This window comes from Tenacibaculum sp. FZY0031 (assembly GCF_036350695.1).
Classification (GTDB): Bacteria; Bacteroidota; Bacteroidia; order Flavobacteriales; family Flavobacteriaceae; genus Polaribacter.
The window spans coordinates 421,298-439,844 of record NZ_JAZDVY010000001.1 but is presented as its reverse complement, the minus strand read 5'-3'; the positions used below and the strand labels follow the sequence as shown (position 1 = coordinate 439,844).

Sequence of the window (18,547 nt, the reverse complement as noted above, 5' to 3'; positions counted from 1 at the left end):
AACGTTAATTTTAATGTTATTAATCTTTCTTTTCTTTTTCTTTAGGTTTATCAGCGCCCCAAAAACGTCTCTTTTCAATAAACTCTTCTTGTTCCTGAAGTTGTTTTGGTGTTAACACCTTTAAAAAAGAGGGGTGTTGCTCTATTGCATACTCAATTTTTTCAACAATACTAGCTACGTCTTCATTTTCGTAATCTATTTCTAAAGGTTCTTTGATAACCATAGATTGTAGCACGTTACGTTTTTTTATCATCAATCCTTTTTTATCAAAAGAACGTCTAAATCCGTCAATTACTATAGGAACTACAATAGGTTTATAGGTTTTAATAATATGAGCGGTACCACGACGAATAGGTTTAAAAGGGGTAGTTGTACCTTGTGGGAAGGTAATTACCCAACCATCATCTAAAGCTTTTCCTATGTTAGAAATATCAGACATTTTTACTTGTCTGTTTACATTTTTACCAGCGCTTCTCCAAGTTCTTTCAACAGAAACAGAACCTACATAAGCAAAGATTTTAGGAAGTAATCCAGAACGCATGGTTTCACCTGCTGCAACATAATAAATATTCAATTTAGGTTTCCATAAATACCCCACGTTTCTAATATTGTCATCTCTACCTTTTAAAGCAGCGTTAAATACGTGAAACATAGCAGCTACATCAGCAAAATACGTTTGGTGATTGGAAATAAATAGTACTTTTTGGTCGGGGAGATTTCTTAAAACATCCATTCCCTCTATTTGTAGGTCATTAAACTTACGGTAACGTCCGTGAGAAATAACTCCGAGAACTTGTATTAAAAATCTTTTAATGAACAATATATGTCCAAAAGGATTCCTTTTAAATAAAGGCATTTTTATAATCAGGTTTTATTAGTGTAAATGCTAAATTACAAAAGAAAAGCATAAAAAAAACTATTTAAACAAATCTTTAATTTCTGAAAGCATCATGGCAGTTGCCCCCCACACAATGTAATTGTTTAATTTAAAGCAAGGTACCTCGATATTTTTCATGTATGAGGTTTCCATTTCTACTAAAGTTAAGTTGGAATCATCTAATAAATCAGCTAATAAAACTTCAATAATTTCTGCCACTTCTTCATTAGGAGTAAAATGAGGTGTCTTTTCAGAAACACCTATAAATGGAGCTACTAAAAAATTACTAGGAGGAATATAGGCATTAGACGTTTGTCGTATTATTTCGATAGCTCCATGGGGTATACCCACTTCCTCATAAGTTTCTCGTAAAGCAGTTGCCTGTAAGTTGTAGTCATCCTTATCAAACTTTCCACCAGGAAAGCTAATCTGCGACGAATGTGTTCCATTATAACTCGCTCTTTCCGTAAGTAAAAAACGAGTTTGATTATTATTGTCAGGGTAAAACAATGCTAAGACAGCTGCTTTTCTTGGGTTTTTGCTTAGTATTAATTCTTCTGAAAACCGTGTTCTTAAGTTAGGAGCTAACTTAAATTGAGACGTTAAGCCACCTAGTTGCTTTTGCTGTAATCTTTCTATTTGATTGATAAAATCAGAAAAAGTCATTCGTTTTTAGTATTTTAGAACAAACTTATCAATTTACAAGAGAAAAGTTATAAGTTTTGGCTTGAATTTTGATTTGTTGAGTGTAGAATTAATTTAATACTAAATGACTAAAGAAAAAAAGTACCAAAAACTAGCATTAAGTTTATTGTTTGACGCTATCGGGTATGTATCTTATTTAATACCAGGGCTGGGAGAGTTGTCTGATATTGTTTGGGCACCAGCATCTGCGTACATCATGACAAAAATGTATAAAGGAAACAAAGGAAAAGTAGCAGGAGCTATTGCTTTTATTGAAGAAGCAATGCCTGGGTTAGATGTTGTACCAACATTTACTCTTATGTGGTTGTATACCCATGTATTTTCTTCAAAAGAAACAAAAACTACCATTGAAGTTTAGTTTTTAAATCGTATAAAAAATAAAGAGCTTCCAATTTTGGAAGCTCTTTTTGTATTCTATAACTATAACTATTTTTTGATAATCTTCTTAGTAAATGATTTTTGACCGTCGTTTACTTGAAGAATATATATACCGTTATGTAGGTTTGAAACATCAAGATTATTATGAGTAACTTTTCCTGTTAAAACTTGTTGCCCAGTTAAATTTGTTATTGTAAAAGTAGCATTTCTGTCGTCTGCTAATTTAATTTTAATAAAATCAACACTAGGGTTTGGAGAAATACTAGCATCAAAAATAGAAGCTTCATTTCCTAATTTTCCATCAATTGCTATGTTGTTGCGTTCTATACCTTTAGAACTACTACCTATGTTAACAGTATAATCTTCAACTTCACCATAAGAGAATGTTTCACAAGCTGATGGAGCTGCATTCCATTTCATAGATACACGCATTCTTGTTGTACCTGTTAAAGCAGAGTTAGGTACAGAAAAATTATACGATAAATTGCCAGAGCTAGATGAAGAACCACTAACAACTTCTTCAGAAGATTCAAAAGTTCCGTTTTGGTTGAAATCAATCCAAACTTTCCAATATTCTGTGTATGATGAACTAGAAAACCCTGCGCTTACAACAATGGTATTGCTTCCAAAAGCTAAGTTTCTAGTTAAAGAAGTAAAGTCTGCATATCCACCGTTAGCACCAGTAGCGTTTGAAATTCCGCCTATAACAACATTATCTATCCATTCATAATTTGCATTATTTCCCTTAGAGTTACAGTAAGAAATTGTGTTTGCTAAAGTTGTTACATTTACGGTATTACTTGAAGAAGAAACATTATTGGCAGCATCTTTAGCTTTTACTGAAAAAGTATAGTTTGTAGAAGCTGTTAATCCACTTACAGAATAACTAGTAGTAGTAACAGTTGCTATTTTTGTGCTTCCCTGATACACTTCATATCCTGTAACACCAGTATCATCTGTTGATGCTGTCCAACTTAAGTTAACAGAAGTCTGTGTTATACCAGAAGCAGCAACGTTAGTAGGAGTTGATGGAGCAGTAGTATCAGGAGCAGGAGTTCCTCCATTAATGTTGTGGTTTCCCAAGCCGCTAAATGTATCTTTTGCTAAGATATTCCATTCAGAAATAGTATATGCACTATTAGGAGAGGTAACAGAAGATTTTCTTTGCATTGTTTTGTCTTGTGCAAAAGTTGAAGAGCTATTAGGGTCTCCAATCAAATCGATAAGAGTACTTCCTTTGAATAAACCAACAGCATCGTTTCCGTTAAAAGAAATAACAGCAGTATCTGTTCTGTCAGCTTTATTTAGTATTGTGCTAGAAGCACTGCTATTAGCTATGACATATACCTCACCATTTGTTAGTTGACCACTTAAAGTTAGTGTATTGGTCCATCCACCACCATTGGCAGCTTTCTTTAATGAATACCCTGATAAGTTTACACTGGATCCAGTGAAATTAGCAATTTCAATAGCTTTGTTATTTGAAGAACCTTCTACATATTCAGAAATAAATAAATCTGTTGCTGTTCCGTTTCCTCCTCCTGAACTAGTATTCGTTGTTATTGTAACTGAGTTACTAATAGAAGATTCATTTCCAGCAGCATCTTTAGCTTTTACAGAAAAAGTATAATTAGTAGCTGCTGTTAAGCCAGTAACGTTGTATGAAGTTGTTGTTACAGTAGCAATTTTTGTAGCAGCATTGTATACATCATATCCAGTTACACCAACATTGTCAGTAGATGCAGACCAAGTTAAGTCAACTGTGGTTTCTGTAATGTTTGAAGCAGCTAAGTTAGATGGTGCAGTAGGAGCTTGAGTATCCGATCCGCTACCGCCTCCAAATAAATCTTCAGCTTGAGGGCCTCCCCAAATTTCAGTAGCAAATGCAGGATTGTCGATAAAAGGATTGCGGTTCCCTTGAATTCCTTCTAAAATAGGATTGCGTTGTTTTTCAAAATCAGATACTGGATCGTCAACATTCCATTGAATAAATAAAGCAAGCATGTTAGCATCTGAAGCCATCGTAGCTCCTGTACCGACACCAGTAGGTAAACATTGGTTTCCGTAGCGTAAATACATATACATCATCATACGGGCAACATCCCCTTTCCATTCATCTCCAGGATACCAACCACCAGAAACACTACCTGCATTACCAGAACCATCAGCAAATTTTTTACTACTCCTTTGTGAGTTGAAAGAAATATCAGCAGCTCTTAAATGGTGTGCATCTGCACCAGGACCAGAAGTACCTAAATTAGGACTTCCTAACGACTTAGCATATACATGCTCTCTGTTCCATTGTGTACCCGCTGTACCACCGTTAGCATCCTTATCTCTAGTTCTGTCAGTAACATAATTGCCATCAGTATCACTATAACCATATATTAATAGAACTTTCGTAGGATCGTTAGGATCTAAATCAGTTTGTTTTAGAGCATTCCATACCCCAGGAGTATACGATAAGTTCGTAGTGTGTGTATTGATAATTTTAGTAGCCAGTTCATTTTTTAATGCAGTCCCAGACAAGTTTAAGTTTACATCGTTATAATAGGAAGGGACTTGTGAAAAAACAGCTAGCGAAGCTATCAAAAAAAAGAAGAGTAGTTTATGTTTCATAATTTGTATTTAAAATGTTAAAATTTTGTTAACTCGCTACAAATCAATAAAAAATATAATTTTTCAATGTTACCAAAAGGTTAATAATCAATTGTATATCTTTTGTAGAGAACTAGTTTATAGTTTTTCCTTTATTTTACGTAAATTTGCACGCTAAAATTAGAGATTGATTATGAAGATATCATACAATTGGTTACAACAATTTTTACAGACAGACTGGGAGGCAGAGAAAACAGGTGAGTTATTAACTGATTTAGGTCTTGAAGTTGAAGGAATAGAAACTGTAGAGAGTATTAAAGGAAGCCTAAAAGGGGTAGTTGTAGGTGAAGTTTTAACTTGTGAAAAGCATGCAAATGCAGACAAGTTAAAGGTTACTACTGTTGATTTAGGAAATGGTTCTACTGTGCAAATTGTATGTGGAGCACCAAATGTTGCGGCAGGACAAAAAGTTCCTGTAGCTACTGTTGGTACTATCTTGTATGATGAAAAAGGAGAAGGCTTTAAAATAAAAAAAGGAAAGATAAGAGGAGAAGAAAGTCATGGAATGATTTGTGCCGAAGACGAATTAGGCTTAGGGCAAAGTCATGACGGTATTATGATTTTAGATGAAAGTTTGGTTCCTGGTACTCCTTGTTCGGAAGTTTTTAACATTGAAACAGATCATGTTTTTGAAATTGGTTTAACACCAAACCGTGCAGATGCTATGAGTCATTACGGTGTTGCTCGCGATTTAAGAGCTGGATTAATTCAGCAAGGAACTAGTATAGAGTTGATTTCTCCATCTGTTTCAGATTTTCATGTTGATGAGCGTACTCACAAAATTGATATCGAAGTAGAAGATAAAGATTTAGCGCCTCGTTATTGTGGTATTACTATCACCGATGTAGAGGTAAAAGAATCACCAGAATGGATTCAAAATAGATTAAAAGCAATTGGATTGACTCCAAAAAATAATATTGTAGACATTACAAACTATGTGCTACATGAATTAGGACAACCCTTACACGCTTTTGATGCTTCTAAAATTAGAGGTGGTAAAGTAGTCGTAAAAACTTTAGAAGAAGGTACTAAGTTTACTACGTTAGATGATGTAGAAAGAGAGTTGTCTTCTGAAGATATTATGATTTGTGATGCAGATGAAAATCCGTTATGTATCGGAGGTGTGTTTGGTGGAGCAAAATCAGGAGTAACAGAACATACAACATCAATTTTCTTAGAAAGCGCTTATTTTAATCCGGTTTCGGTTCGAAAAACTGCAAAACGTCACGGGTTAAATACAGATGCTTCTTTCCGTTTTGAGAGAGGTATTGACATCAATACTACAAAATATGCCTTAAAACGTGCTGCTTTATTGATAGAAGAGTATGCAGGAGGAAAAATGTCTTCGGATATTTTAGATTTTTATCCTGTAAAGCTTGAAGATTTTGAAGTGTTTTTATCCTTTGAAAATGCGTATAAATTAATAGGGCAGGAAATACCTAAAGAAACGATTAAAAAGATTTTAGCGTCATTAGATATTAAAATTAATAGTGTTACAGAAGCAGGTTTAGGTTTAGTAGTACCTTCTTATAGAGTAGATGTACAACGTGAGGCAGATATTATAGAAGAGATCTTGCGTGTTTACGGATATAATAATGTAGAGTTTTCTCATAAATTAAACACGTCTATTTCTTTTGATAGTGATAAAAACGTAAAAATTGAAAACATTGTAGCAGACCAGTTAACATCGTTAGGGTTTAACGAAACCATGGCTAACTCGTTAACAAAGGCAGACTATATTGAGCTATCTGATAACTTAAATGCTGATTTTAACGTAGAAATGCTCAATCCGTTAAGTAACGACTTAAAAGTAATGCGTCAATCGTTACTGTTTAGTGGTTTAGAGTCGGTTGCATACAATATTAATAGAAAGAACAATTCATTAAAATTTTACGAGTTTGGTAAGACGTATCATAAGTATGAAAGCGGATACCAAGAAGACAAGCATTTAACGTTATTTGTTACAGGTAATAAAACACAAGATAGCTGGAAGGTAGCTACACAGATATCAGATTTCTTTTATGTTAAAGGGATTGTAACAGCATTGCTAAGTCGTTTAGGAATTGATAAATTAAAAACTACACCAACAAAATCAGATGTATTTTCTGAAGGAATTACGTTAAGTTTAGGAAAAACGAAGCTAGTAGAGTTAGGAGTTGTTAAAAGAGCGATTTTAAAAGAGTTTTCAATAAAACAAGAGGTATTGTTTGCAGACTTTAACTGGCAGAATATTTTAGATTTAGTAGGTAAGAAAAACATAAAAGTAGCCGATTTACCTAAGTTTCCAGCTGTAAAACGTGATTTAGCCTTGTTATTGGATAATAAAGTTGAATTCAAAGAGATTTATAACTTAGCATTCCAATCAGAAAGAAAGCTTTTAAAAGAAGTAGATTTGTTTGATGTGTATGAAGGAGACAAATTACCAGAAGGTAAAAAGTCGTATGCAGTAAGCTTTGTGTTACAAGATGAAAACAAAACCTTAGCAGACAAGCAAATAGATAAAATAATGCAGAAACTACAGCAAACATTCGAAAAGAATTTAGACGCTGTATTACGATAATTCAGAAGCTCCATTTTTGGAGCTTTTTTTATATTTAATAAACGAAAGATTATAATTAAAACCGATGTACAAATTACTGATTCGCCCAATATTCTTCCTTTTTAATCCAGAAAAGATTCACCATTTTACTTTTTCGCTAGTTAAATTTTTATCAAAAATACCAGGTGTTCCATCTATTTTTAGAGGAATGTATCAAGTAAATGATAAAAAGTTAGAGCGTAACTTGTTCGGGTTAATCTTTAAAAATCCAGTAGGATTAGCAGCAGGATTTGATAAAAATGCAGTTTTGTATAATGAATTGGCAGATTTTGGTTTTGGTTTTGTGGAAATTGGTACGGTTACACCAAAGGGGCAAGTAGGTAATCCTAAAAAACGTTTATTCCGTCTAAAAGATGATAAAGGAATTATCAATCGAATGGGATTTAATAACGAAGGATTAGAAGCAGCAATTGAACAATTAAAAAAGAACAAAGGAAAAATAATTATTGGAGGAAATATTGGAAAAAATACCAATACAGCTCCTGAAAATTATACTGAAGACTATGTAGCGTGTTTTAAAGGATTGCATCCGTATGTAGATTATTTTGTGTTGAATGTAAGTTGTCCAAACGTATCGAGTCATGCTAAACTTGAAGATGCTGACTATTTAAAGGAATTGATTATTGAAGTACAAAAGATTGATAAAGAATTATCGATTGCTGAGCGTAGTCAAAGCAAACCAATCTTATTAAAAATTGCTCCAGACTTAAACAATCAACAATTAGATGAAATAATTGAATTGGTTGCTGAAACGAAGATTGATGGAGTGATAGCATCGAATACCTCGGTAAATAGAGACAATTTAAAAGCTTCTAAAGAACGCTTACAAGAAATAGGGAATGGTGGAGTAAGCGGACAACCAGTTAAAGATAGAAGTACCAAAGTAATTCAATACTTAACGGATAATTCTAATAAAGCGTTTCCAATTATAGGAGTAGGAGGTATTCATTCAGAAGAGGATGCCTTAGAAAAGCTAAAAGCAGGTGCAGATTTGGTACAAATTTATACAGGATTCATTTACGAAGGACCAAGCTTGGTAAAAAGAATCAATAAGGCTATTTTAGCTGAAAGTTAACTTATGCTAGAAACCCTTATATCTTTTGTATTAGCTACGGCTACCTTAGCATTTTCGCCAGGTCCTGATAATATTTTTGTCTTAACACAAAGTATTGTCAATGGAAAAAAATACGGATTGGCTACGGTTGTGGGTTTAATGACAGGGTGTATCATTCATACAACTTTGGTGGCTTTTGGGGTATCTGAAATCATCAAACAGAACCCGAATTTGTTTTTTATCATTAAGTTATTTGGTGCAGGATATTTACTGTATTTAGCATTTCAAGTATATAAAAGTGACGCAAAAATTGCCTTTTCTACAGAGCATGTACAGAAAAAATCAACCTTACAATTATTCAAAACAGGTTTTTGGATGAATGTATTAAATCCGAAAGTAACCATTTTCTTTTTGGCTTTTTTTCCACAGTTTTTGTTTTCTGACAGCTTGTCAAACGTACTCCAATTTTATGTATTAGGAGGTTTGTTTATTGTAACATCTTTCTTAATATTTTCTTCCATTGCTATATTGGCAGGAAAAATTTCTAATTACATCAAACAACACAAAAAGGTAGGAGTGTATTTAAAATGGGCACAAATAGTAGTATTTGTAGGTATTGCTCTATTGATTTTAGTTTAAAACCAGTCTTTTCTAATTAATAATTGCTCAATATGTGCATAATGGTGGTTACAATGCCAAGCATAAATTCCAATATTTTCTTTTAAACTCACTTCTTCATTTCCATCAGGATGGATAAACGATTTGTTTAAGTCTTCTTCAGTTAAACCTTTCAAGAAGTAAACCCATTTGGCATGTAAGGCCTTTAGAACATCTAACGAAAGTTGTATAGGAGCTTTTTTAGAGTCGAATAGTTCTGCCCAACGGTCTTCAAAATAAGCCTTTATAACTGGTTTATCTTCCGTAAGAGCCCATTTAAAACGTGTGTAGGAATTATGATGACTGTCTGCACAATGATGAATCACTTGTCTGATTGTCCAACCCTCCTCTCTATAGGCTGTATCTAATTGTTTTTCAGATAAATTAGAAACCAATTTATTCAGTTTTTCTGGGAAATATTCTAGCGTTTCAATCCATGTAGCAAGGTCTTCAGAAGAAATATTATTTGGAATCTCAGGTTTACCAATTGGGTATTTTAACTTTTCCATATTACTCTTCACTTTCTGAAGTTAACTTTGCTAAACTTCGTTTAGAACTACTATTTTCAGGATTGATGGCAAGGGCCTTTTTATAGTACTCAATAGCTTTAATAGTATCTTTCATTTTGGCATAAGCATCTCCAGTACTATCATAGGTGTTAGAGCTATTAGGGTATAATTCGATATTAATTTTAAAGACATTTATAGCATTTTCAAACTCATCTTTTCTAAGATACTGGTACCCTAACTTGTTCAAATTTCGTTCTTTAATAACAGGGCTTAAGCTGTCTTTTTCTTTTATAGACTTGTAACCTTTTAAAGCAGCTTCAAAATTACCTTCTGCTAAATGTTCACTAGGAGTTTTTTCTCCTTTTTTTAATTTTTTAAAGACAAATTTTTCACCTTCATGCTCGCGCTTTTCAGCTAATTCTATCTTGTTTTCAGTAGTGTTAAAAATTAGTTTTTCATTCAATTCTCTAACGTAAAAAGAAGAGTCGTTTACCTTTAAAGGTTCCAAATTTTGCTTACGCCACTTTACAAGTAATTTGTTGTCTTCATTAAACGTAACTTCTATAATTTCATCAGCATTAAAGTAATAGCGTCCAGCAGCTTTTTCTATAAACTCAGGAGTATTTGTTTTAGAAGTACAATTAGCAAGCAATAAGATAAGTGAAAGGATTAAAAATTTAAATTTCATTTTGGGTTAGTTTTTGTTGAAATATAATATTAATAAGACGATTGAAAATAAAATAAGTTACAAATTAAGTTATTTATGACTTTTGTTGGCATAAGAATTGAAATATAGATAACACGGTAGATAGGAAGGGTTGTGTATTCTTTTGTTTATCAATGAATTACGATATTAAAAAAGTGGTTTTATTTCAGGAGAAAAAACGAAAGTGCCACTATGACAGACATAAATAAGATATGAGCAAATCAAAAATATTACACTTAGACAATTTGTCGCTTCAAGATGTTTTTAATGAAGATTCTGAGTTAATCCCATTACTAACACCAGAGGACGAAGAATTAATAAATCAAGAAAGTATTCCTGAAGAGTTACCAATTCTTCCGTTGCGTAACACTGTTTTATTTCCTGGAGTTGTAATTCCAATTACAGCGGGTAGAGATAAATCTATTCAGTTGATTAAAGATGCTAATAAAGGAGATAAAGTTGTAGGGGTAGTTGCCCAAAAAGATAGTGAAGTAGAAGACCCAGGAATAGATGATATTTATCAAACAGGTGTTGTTGCACAAATATTGCGTGTATTAAAAATGCCCGATGGTAATACAACTGTAATCATTCAAGGTAAAAAGCGTTTCGAGATTGAAGAAGTTATTCAAGAAGAACCTTACTTAAAGGCTAAAGTAAAAGAAGCAGTTGATGAGCGAGAAATTGACGATCAAAAAGAGTTTGATGCAATTATCGAGTCGATTAAAGACTTAGCGTTAGAGGTAATTAAAGAAAATCCTATGCTACCTTCGGAAGCATCTTTTGCGATTAAAAACATTCAATCTAGCTCATTTTTGGTGAATTTTATTTCATCAAACATGGAGTTAAGTGTATCGCAAAAGCAGGTGTTACTTGAGAAAGACAATTTAAAAGAACGTGCGTTATTAACGTTAAAGAATTTAGATAAAGAGCTTCAAAAGTTACAATTACGTAACGATATTCAATCTAAAACACGTTCCGATTTAGACAAGCAACAACGTGAATATTACTTAAACCAACAGTTAAAAACCATTCAAGATGAATTAGGTGGTGTTTCTCATGAGCAAGAGCTAGATGAAATGCGTACTAAGGCTAAGGCTAAGAAATGGAATAAAGAAGTTGGAGAAACTTTTGAGAAAGAGTTGAGTCGTTTAAGACGTATGAACCCACAAATGGCGGAATATGGCGTACAACGTAACTATTTAGAGTTAATGTTAGAGTTACCTTGGAGTGAATACTCTAAAGATAAGTTTGACTTAAAAAGAGCTCAAAAAATATTAGATAGAGATCACTTTGGCTTAGAAAAAGTAAAAGAACGTATTATAGAGCATTTGGCTGTTTTAAAATTACGTGGAGATATGAAATCGCCAATTATTTGTTTGTATGGGCCTCCAGGAGTAGGTAAAACATCATTAGGTAAATCGGTAGCTGAAGCATTAGGGCGTAAGTACGTACGCATGTCTTTAGGTGGTTTACGTGATGAAGCTGAAATTAGAGGGCATCGTAAAACGTATATTGGGGCGATGCCAGGGCGTTTAATTCAGAATATTAAAAAAGCAGGAACTTCAAATCCTGTATTTGTGTTAGACGAAATAGACAAGTTAAGTCAAAGCCATCAAGGAGATCCTTCTTCAGCAATGTTAGAAGTATTAGACCCTGAACAAAACACTGCCTTTTACGATAATTATTTAGAAGTTGGCTACGATCTTTCTAAAGTATTATTCATAGCCACTGCTAATAATATTAATCAAATTCCATGGGCCTTACGTGATCGTATGGAAATTATAAACGTAACGGGGTATACTATTGAAGAGAAGGTAGAAATAGCAAAAAAATACTTGTTCCCAAAGCAGTTAAAAGAGCACGGATTATCAAAAGAGCATTTAACGGTAGGTAAAAAACAAATAGAAAAAATAGTTGAAGGATATACCAGAGAGTCTGGAGTTCGTGGTTTAGAAAAACAAGTAGCAAAAGTAGTTCGTTTTGCCGCAAAATCTATTGCGATGGAAGAGGAGTACAATGTTGTTTTGACAAATGAAGATATAGAAACTATTTTAGGACCTGCTCGTTTAGAACGTGATAAGTATGAAAATAACGATGTAGCAGGGGTTGTTACAGGATTAGCTTGGACAAGCGTTGGAGGAGATATACTATTTATAGAATCTATTATATCTAAAGGAAAAGGGAATCTTTCAATTACCGGTAATTTAGGAACCGTAATGAAAGAGTCTTCAACAATTGCAATGAAATATATAAAATCTAATGCTGAAGAATTTGGAATTAATCCTGAAGTATTAGATAAGTATGATGTACACATTCATGTGCCAGAAGGAGCTACACCTAAAGATGGACCAAGTGCAGGTATTACTATGTTAACTTCTTTAGTCTCTGTATTTACACAGCGTAAAGTGAAAAATAAATTGGCCATGACTGGAGAGATTACGCTACGCGGAAAGGTACTTCCAGTAGGAGGAATTAAAGAAAAAATATTAGCAGCAAAACGAGCAAATATTAAAGAAATTATTTTGTGTGCTGATAATAAAAAAGATATAGAAGAAATAAAAGAAAGCTACTTAAAAGGATTAACATTCCATTATGTAACTGATATGAGTGAGGTAATTGATATAGCGCTTACCAAGCAAAAAGTTAAAAAAGCAAAAAAGTTAGCCTAGCAATTTTTGTTGATGAGAACTTTTATAAAAAACAACCAGTACCTTTAAAGGTACTGGTTGTACTATGTAAGAGGTTTTGTAAGAGGCTTTTATTTTTTAAATTCTTCAGGTGTATCATCTATTTCAGCTTCACACCAGCAGCCTAACCAGTTACATCTTAGTACTTGCCCTCTAGGGCAAGATATTTGTCCCCCATTAACTTTTCTTTGTTCCGATTTATTCAAAACGTTTCCTAAGTTTACAATTGATTTTAACATGATTATTTAGTTTTAGTTATTGATAATTTTTAGTGGTCAAAGTCTACAGGTAATTCTTCAACATATTCCGGTTCACACCAACATCTTATCCAATTACATTTTAAATAAGTTCCTCTAGGGCAAACAATTTGTCCCCCATTAATTTCTCTTTGTTCCGATTTATTCAAAACGTTTCCAAAATTTGAAATTGATTTTAACATGGTTAATTAATTTTAGTTTTCCTTACTCTATATTATATGCTTTTCAGGAGCCGCATTTAAGAATTATGTATCCCAAATATTAAAAAATAGATAGAACAAAAGAAAAGTACTAAGTGACTATTTAAGAAAAAAGCAGGTACTATTTTAAAAAAATAGCACTATTGATTAGTGGTTAAGTGTTTGTTTTTTAGTATGTTGGATTGTTTGTGTGTGTGTAAAGGTTGGTAAAGGAAAAAGAATAGATAAAAAAAATTAACTTTACCTAAACAGAAAAATTAAAACTTATGAAACGTTTATCTATTGAGTTATTAACAAAGTACGAATTGACAACAGAAGAAAAGATTAAAATATTTGCAGGAGATCCAGTTGAGATACCTGCTAATAAAGTAGATTTTGGAGGCCCCGATACAGATGGAGAAGAAGACTGTTTTACGTTACCTTCAGGTAGTACAAAAGATAAATGCTACGATGGTAAAAACAAATTAAGAGTTTAAGATACTTGCAAGAAACACTATAACTCTTTATTGATTTTTTCTATAAATTGATAAGGAGTTATTCCTATATGCTTTTTAAATATTCGAGTAAAAGATTTAGCATTTTTATAGCCAGCTATTTCTCCAATAGCTTGTGTTGTATAAGACCTCACTTTTTTGTCATTGCTTAATACACCAATAATATAATTAATTCGCAACTCATTTGTATAATCATTAAAACTCATTTTTTTATAATCTTTAATGATTTTTGATAAGTAGGTAGTATTAGTTCCTATTTTTTTTGCCGCATTATATAAATTAAATTCTTCTTTTAAAAAGTACTTTTTTTCTTCTATTTTTAATAAGCCATTTATAATTTGTTGGTGTTGTTCGTCTTTTATTTTTAATGGATTTGATAGCGAAAAAGATTTTTCAGTTAGGTCTTCTTTTTTTGAAATTTTTTCTAACAGATCATTTAATTTTTTCTTTGTTCTCTTTTTTTCTTTAGCGTTTTTAAACACTAAAAAAGAAATAAACAATACTATAGTTATCAAACTAATAACTATAATTTCGTAGTAAAAACTCTTTTTAGTACTATCTTCTTTTAAATCTTTTATTTTTTGATCAAAATCAATTTTAATTGCTTCTTTAAATTGCTCTCTATCTCTCGATGAAACTTTAGAATGGTTGCGTATGTAGGTGTTTAAGTAATAATTGGCAGAATCTACTTTATTTTGATAAGTATAAATTTGCGAAAGATATCCATGCATTTTAATGTAATTATCATCTAAAATGGTATCTTTTTTTATACTGAGAGCAGCTAAAAAGTTTTGTTTAGCCTTTTCTAATTTATTTAAATTATAATAATTTAAACCGTTATTGTAATAACTTTTATATAAATAAGATTGTGATTTACTTTTTGTAAATAACACTAAGCTTTTTTCAAGGTAAGAACTGGCTTTAGAATATGCTTCTTTTAAGGTATAAACAGTACCCATACCGTAATAAACCTTACCTGTATAATAGCTGTTAAGATTGAACTCTTTTGTTTCTAATAGGGAATTATAGTAATGTAATGAAGAGTCTGCGTATTGATGTTTATCCTTATCATTTTTATATAAGGAGGCATAAATAGCAGCAACATTAAACATTCTTTTATACTTACTACTGTAGTATTTGTTTGAAAGAGTTTCTTTATTCGTTTCTATAAGCTCAAGGGTTTCTTTAGCTTTATTTAGCGCTTTGTCAAGCTCTTCCATATCTTGATAAATAAGTGCTATATTCCCTTTTATTTTAATGGTTCGATTAATATCTTTAGCTAATAAAGCATAATTTTCTGCGGTGATATAATTTTGTAAAGCTGGTTTAATTAACTTTCTTCTTTTATTAGTATTACCTAGTAAAATATGGATGTCAAATAATAAAGTGTAATTTTTATTGGTTTTGGCAATTTTAGGAAGGTATTTATTTATACTGTCTTTAAAAGGAATATTTATAGCCTGTTTCTCTCTTACTTTTAAATATTCTGTGGCGGCATATCCAAAAGTTTTATAAGCAATGTCATTACTCTCTATAAGTCTGTTCATGTAATACAGTGAACTGTCAACACCAATTTCTCTATTTTGGTAAAACTTATTTTTAAAATCTTTTAAATCACTTTCACGATACTTCTTTATTGTTTGAGCAAAGGAAACAAAACAAGTAAAAAGGACTAAGAAGAAAAATGAGATTTGTTTTAACATGATTTATTAGAAAGCTTAACGAATTATTTAGCACTGCAAAATAAAAAATATTTAAATATTTTTAACTATTTAGTTGTTGCTTGTTTTATTCTTTTTTAATGGTTTATAGCGTATTAGTAGAATAAAAAGCTAGTGTAAACATAATTAATAATTTTAAAGGTAAGATTTAGAAGATAATTAAAAGTATAAAATACTTTTTATAAGTAAAAAGCGTTGTTGTTTTAGTTATATTTAAAAAATTAAAAACAATATCAAACTTAAACCCTTAAACTTTATGAAAAAACTTCTTTTATTAGCAGGTCTTTTATTTTCTGTAGCCTCGTATTCTCAAATTGAATTTATTGAAACCACAAAAACTGAAATAGTAGGGAAAATAGAATATGTTTACTTGGAAAAAATAGGAAATGAAGCGTATAATTTTTATTATAAGAATATCAACGATCCTATTCATGAGTATGTTCATTTTTCATTTAAAAACTTAGATAACGATGTAGAAAAGCTATATCAAATAATGATAAAAGGCTTTGAAGAAAACCCTAGAGATCCATATAAAATTAAGGCAAATGGTGATGTAATTTGGTTAAAATATACAAAAGTTGATGGAATTGTTGTGCTGCAAATTCAACAGTATGTAAGTAGAGACCCAGATATTATGACGGTTTCTAAATTACTAACTTATGAAGAGGTAAATAAGTTATTTAGCAAATAATAATAAGACGGTACATAAAAAAAAGCAGCCTAAAAGGCTGCTTTTTTTATGACTAGGTTTTGGTAAACCGTATTAATTTTTTGCTTTGTTTTTAAAAGCATCAAACTTGTTTGTTGTTTGTTTAGGCCAGCTGTTGTTTGACGTATCAATATCGGCAGTTTCTAAATCAGGATCTACAACAATACTTTTAATTTCTTGTGATGAAGTAAACACTCGGTATACTTTACGCTCATCTTTCTTCCATATTTGAGCTGGGAAAGTTTCACGTTTTTTAGAACCGTCAGCATATGTTAACTCTACAATAATAGGCATAACTAAGCCTCCTGGTTTTTCAAATTCAACCTGATACATATAGTTAGGAATGTCTTGTAAGCTAGCTTTTTTATCAGATGACAATCCTTTAATATATGCTTCAACTTCAGATTTATCAGCATCTTCTTTATCAGTAGTTAAGTATACTAATTTACCTAATTGAGCAAAGTAAGAAGGATACTGTTGTTGTAATTTCTTAGTTTCTTCATTTGGCTTATTGGTTAAATATAAAGGCTTAACCTCTTTAATTCCAATATCAGTATAATCAGTTGTATAGAACCAACCTCTCCAAAACCAATCTAAGTCCATTCCTGAAGCATCTTCCATTGTTCTAAAGAAATCGGCAGGAGTAGGGTGCTTAAACATCCATCTTTTAGAATAGGTTCTAAAGGCATAATCGAATAATTCAGGTCCCATAATTGTTTGACGTAACATATATAAACCAGCGGCTGGTTTGGTATAAGCATTAGGGCCGAAATTGTGTACATAATCTCCTTGAGACATAATAGGACTCAATCTATTTTGATCTAAGCTCATATAACGAACAATGTCTTTAGGTAAGTTACCTGTATTGAAGTTTGGATCGTAATCTAGTTCCGCTAAAATTTCTACAAAAGAGTTTAGTCCCTCATCCATCCAAGTCCATTGGCGCTCATCTGAATTTACAATCATAGGGAAGAAGTTATGACCAACCTCATGAGTAATTACCCCAATCATTCCGTTTTTAACTCTATCAGAATACGTTCCGTCAGGGTTTGGACGTCCGTAGTTAAAACAAATCATAGGGTACTCCATTCCTTGGCGCTTTGCGTGTACAGATACCGCCTTAGAATATGGATAATCGAAAGTCATTTTAGAGTACTCTTCTAAGGTATTAGCAACTACACGAGTTGAATGCTCTTCCCATAACGGATTTCCTTCTTTTGGGTATAAAGACACAGCCATAACAGTTTTACCGTTAATGTTTACTGCCATCGCATCCCAAATATATTTTCTTGATGAAGCAAAGGCAAAGTCACGTACTTGGTTTGCTTTGAAATGCCAAGTTTTAGTTTGGGTAGTGCCTCGCTTCTCGTTTTCTTCAGCCTCTTTTTGAGAAACAATAAAAACAGGATTTTTATACGATTTTCTAGCTTTTTCAAAACGCTTACGTTGCTCTTTGCTTAAAACCTCTTTTTCATTTTGTAACTCACCAGTAGCATCTAAAATATGATCTGCAGGAACGGTAATTTTTACATCGTAATCACCAAACTCTAAAGCCCATTCACTACGACCCCAGAATTGCATGTTTTGCCATCCTTCTACATTATTGTATACGCACAGTCTTGGAAAGAATTGAGCAATGGTATAGTTTTTATTTCCATCAGGAAAAGATTCAAAACCTGAACGCCCACCATCTTCAACAGAATTGTTAATTAAGTAGTTCCACTTAATTTTAAATTTAAAAACTTCACCTGGAGCTAATGGCTTAGGTAAGTTAATACGCATCATTGTACGATTAATGGTATAAGGTAAGTCTCTACCATCAGCATACTTTACAGCTTCAATATTAAAACCAAAGGCTTTAGGCTTGCCCATGTTTTCACTCACAAATTTATCTGGAGTTTGAAAACCAGCAACACTTTTAGATTCTGCTAAAGGCGATTTAGAATCTGGAGCTCGCATATTTTGATCTAGCTGTAACCATAAATACTCTAAATGGTCTTTAGAATTATTGTGGTAAGTAATATCTTCGTCTCCATACAATCTATCTGTAGCTTCATCTAAACGTAAGTTCATTACGTAATCAACTTTTTGTTGTGTGTAAGCATGTCCTGGAGCTCCTGATGCAGTACGTTGATTGTTAGGAGTTGCTAGTACATCTTTTAATTGTCGGAATTTGTTTTGATCGGTATGACCTTGTTGACGTTCTTTTTTAGGAGCTTCTTGGGCAAATAAAGAAGCAGATACAAAGAGCGCTGAAAATAGTAGCGTAGAATATTTTCTCATTATATGCTTATTAGTTTTTGAATAAATAAGCGGAAAGTTAATGAAATCTTATT

15 protein-coding genes are annotated in these 18,547 nt (G+C 32.2%); 7 read left to right on the top strand and 8 right to left on the bottom strand.

Annotated elements, in window-relative coordinates:
* Positions 1-19: 19 nt before the first annotated feature.
* A complete protein-coding gene (locus V1T75_RS02070; protein ID WP_330486896.1) occupies positions 20-856 on the bottom strand; it encodes a lysophospholipid acyltransferase family protein in 837 nt (278 codons plus the stop codon).
* Positions 857-916: 60 nt separating this feature from the next.
* The gene (locus V1T75_RS02065) at positions 917-1,543 is read right to left on the bottom strand and encodes an NUDIX hydrolase (protein WP_330486895.1); all 627 of its coding nucleotides are present in this window, start codon (positions 1,541-1,543) and stop codon (positions 917-919) included.
* Between the two features lie 103 nt (positions 1,544-1,646).
* On the opposite strand from V1T75_RS02065, the gene V1T75_RS02060 reads away from it, so the two are divergent.
* Positions 1,647-1,940 carry a hypothetical protein gene (locus tag V1T75_RS02060; protein WP_330486894.1) on the top strand — a complete coding sequence of 98 codons (294 nt, stop codon included), beginning with the start codon at positions 1,647-1,649 and terminating at the stop codon, positions 1,938-1,940.
* Positions 1,941-2,008: 68 nt separating this feature from the next.
* Here V1T75_RS02060 and V1T75_RS02055 read toward each other — a convergent pair whose 3' ends face one another.
* The gene (locus tag V1T75_RS02055) at positions 2,009-4,579 is read right to left on the bottom strand and encodes an endonuclease (protein ID WP_330486893.1); all 2,571 of its coding nucleotides are present in this window, start codon (positions 4,577-4,579) and stop codon (positions 2,009-2,011) included.
* Between the two features lie 172 nt (positions 4,580-4,751).
* Here V1T75_RS02055 and pheT point away from each other — a divergent pair, with 172 nt between their 5' ends.
* The 3 genes from pheT (at position 4,752) to V1T75_RS02040 (ending at position 8,910) form a co-directional block, all read left to right on the top strand.
* Positions 4,752-7,178 (top strand): phenylalanine--tRNA ligase subunit beta, encoded by a 2,427-nt coding sequence (pheT, locus tag V1T75_RS02050; protein WP_330486892.1) that lies wholly within the window; start codon positions 4,752-4,754, stop codon positions 7,176-7,178.
* A gap of 64 nt (positions 7,179-7,242) precedes the next feature.
* The gene (locus tag V1T75_RS02045; RefSeq protein WP_330486891.1) at positions 7,243-8,292 is read left to right on the top strand and encodes a quinone-dependent dihydroorotate dehydrogenase; all 1,050 of its coding nucleotides are present in this window, start codon (positions 7,243-7,245) and stop codon (positions 8,290-8,292) included.
* A 3-nt stretch (positions 8,293-8,295) separates the two neighbouring features.
* Positions 8,296-8,910, top strand: coding sequence for a LysE family translocator (locus V1T75_RS02040; RefSeq protein ID WP_330486890.1), 615 nt, complete (start codon positions 8,296-8,298; stop codon positions 8,908-8,910).
* Here V1T75_RS02040 and V1T75_RS02035 read toward each other — a convergent pair.
* Together V1T75_RS02035 and V1T75_RS02030 are read right to left on the bottom strand one after the other, a co-directional pair.
* Positions 8,907-9,437, bottom strand: coding sequence for a YfiT family bacillithiol transferase (locus V1T75_RS02035; protein ID WP_330486889.1), 531 nt, complete (start codon positions 9,435-9,437; stop codon positions 8,907-8,909). The two genes, V1T75_RS02040 and V1T75_RS02035, sit on opposite strands and share 4 nt — an antisense overlap.
* Before the next feature lies 1 nt (position 9,438).
* Entirely contained in the window at positions 9,439-10,125 is a 687-nt protein-coding gene (locus tag V1T75_RS02030; RefSeq protein WP_330486888.1) for a tetratricopeptide repeat protein, read from the bottom strand.
* Positions 10,126-10,355: 230 nt separating this feature from the next.
* Here V1T75_RS02030 and lon point away from each other — a divergent pair, with 230 nt between their 5' ends.
* Positions 10,356-12,812 carry an endopeptidase La gene (lon, locus tag V1T75_RS02025; RefSeq protein WP_330486887.1) on the top strand — a complete coding sequence of 819 codons (2,457 nt, stop codon included), beginning with the start codon at positions 10,356-10,358 and terminating at the stop codon, positions 12,810-12,812.
* Positions 12,813-12,901: 89 nt separating this feature from the next.
* Here lon and V1T75_RS02020 read toward each other — a convergent pair whose 3' ends face one another.
* Positions 12,902-13,069: a hypothetical protein gene (locus tag V1T75_RS02020; RefSeq protein WP_330486886.1), complete on the bottom strand. Its 168-nt coding sequence runs from the start codon at positions 13,067-13,069 to the stop codon at positions 12,902-12,904.
* A gap of 484 nt (positions 13,070-13,553) precedes the next feature.
* On the opposite strand from V1T75_RS02020, the gene V1T75_RS02015 reads away from it, so the two are divergent.
* A complete protein-coding gene (locus V1T75_RS02015) occupies positions 13,554-13,763 on the top strand; it encodes a hypothetical protein (RefSeq protein WP_330486885.1) in 210 nt (69 codons plus the stop codon).
* Positions 13,764-13,780: 17 nt separating this feature from the next.
* Here V1T75_RS02015 and V1T75_RS02010 read toward each other — a convergent pair whose 3' ends face one another.
* Positions 13,781-15,484 carry a helix-turn-helix domain-containing protein gene (locus V1T75_RS02010; RefSeq protein ID WP_330486884.1) on the bottom strand — a complete coding sequence of 568 codons (1,704 nt, stop codon included), beginning with the start codon at positions 15,482-15,484 and terminating at the stop codon, positions 13,781-13,783.
* A 274-nt stretch (positions 15,485-15,758) separates the two neighbouring features.
* Between V1T75_RS02010 and V1T75_RS02005 the strand changes: the two genes are divergently transcribed.
* Complete coding sequence (locus V1T75_RS02005; protein ID WP_330486883.1) at positions 15,759-16,193, top strand: hypothetical protein; 435 nt, start codon at positions 15,759-15,761, stop codon at positions 16,191-16,193.
* A 72-nt stretch (positions 16,194-16,265) separates the two neighbouring features.
* Here V1T75_RS02005 and V1T75_RS02000 read toward each other — a convergent pair whose 3' ends face one another.
* Positions 16,266-18,494: a M1 family metallopeptidase gene (locus tag V1T75_RS02000; protein ID WP_330486882.1), complete on the bottom strand. Its 2,229-nt coding sequence runs from the start codon at positions 18,492-18,494 to the stop codon at positions 16,266-16,268.
* Between the last annotated feature and the right edge of the window lie 53 nt (positions 18,495-18,547).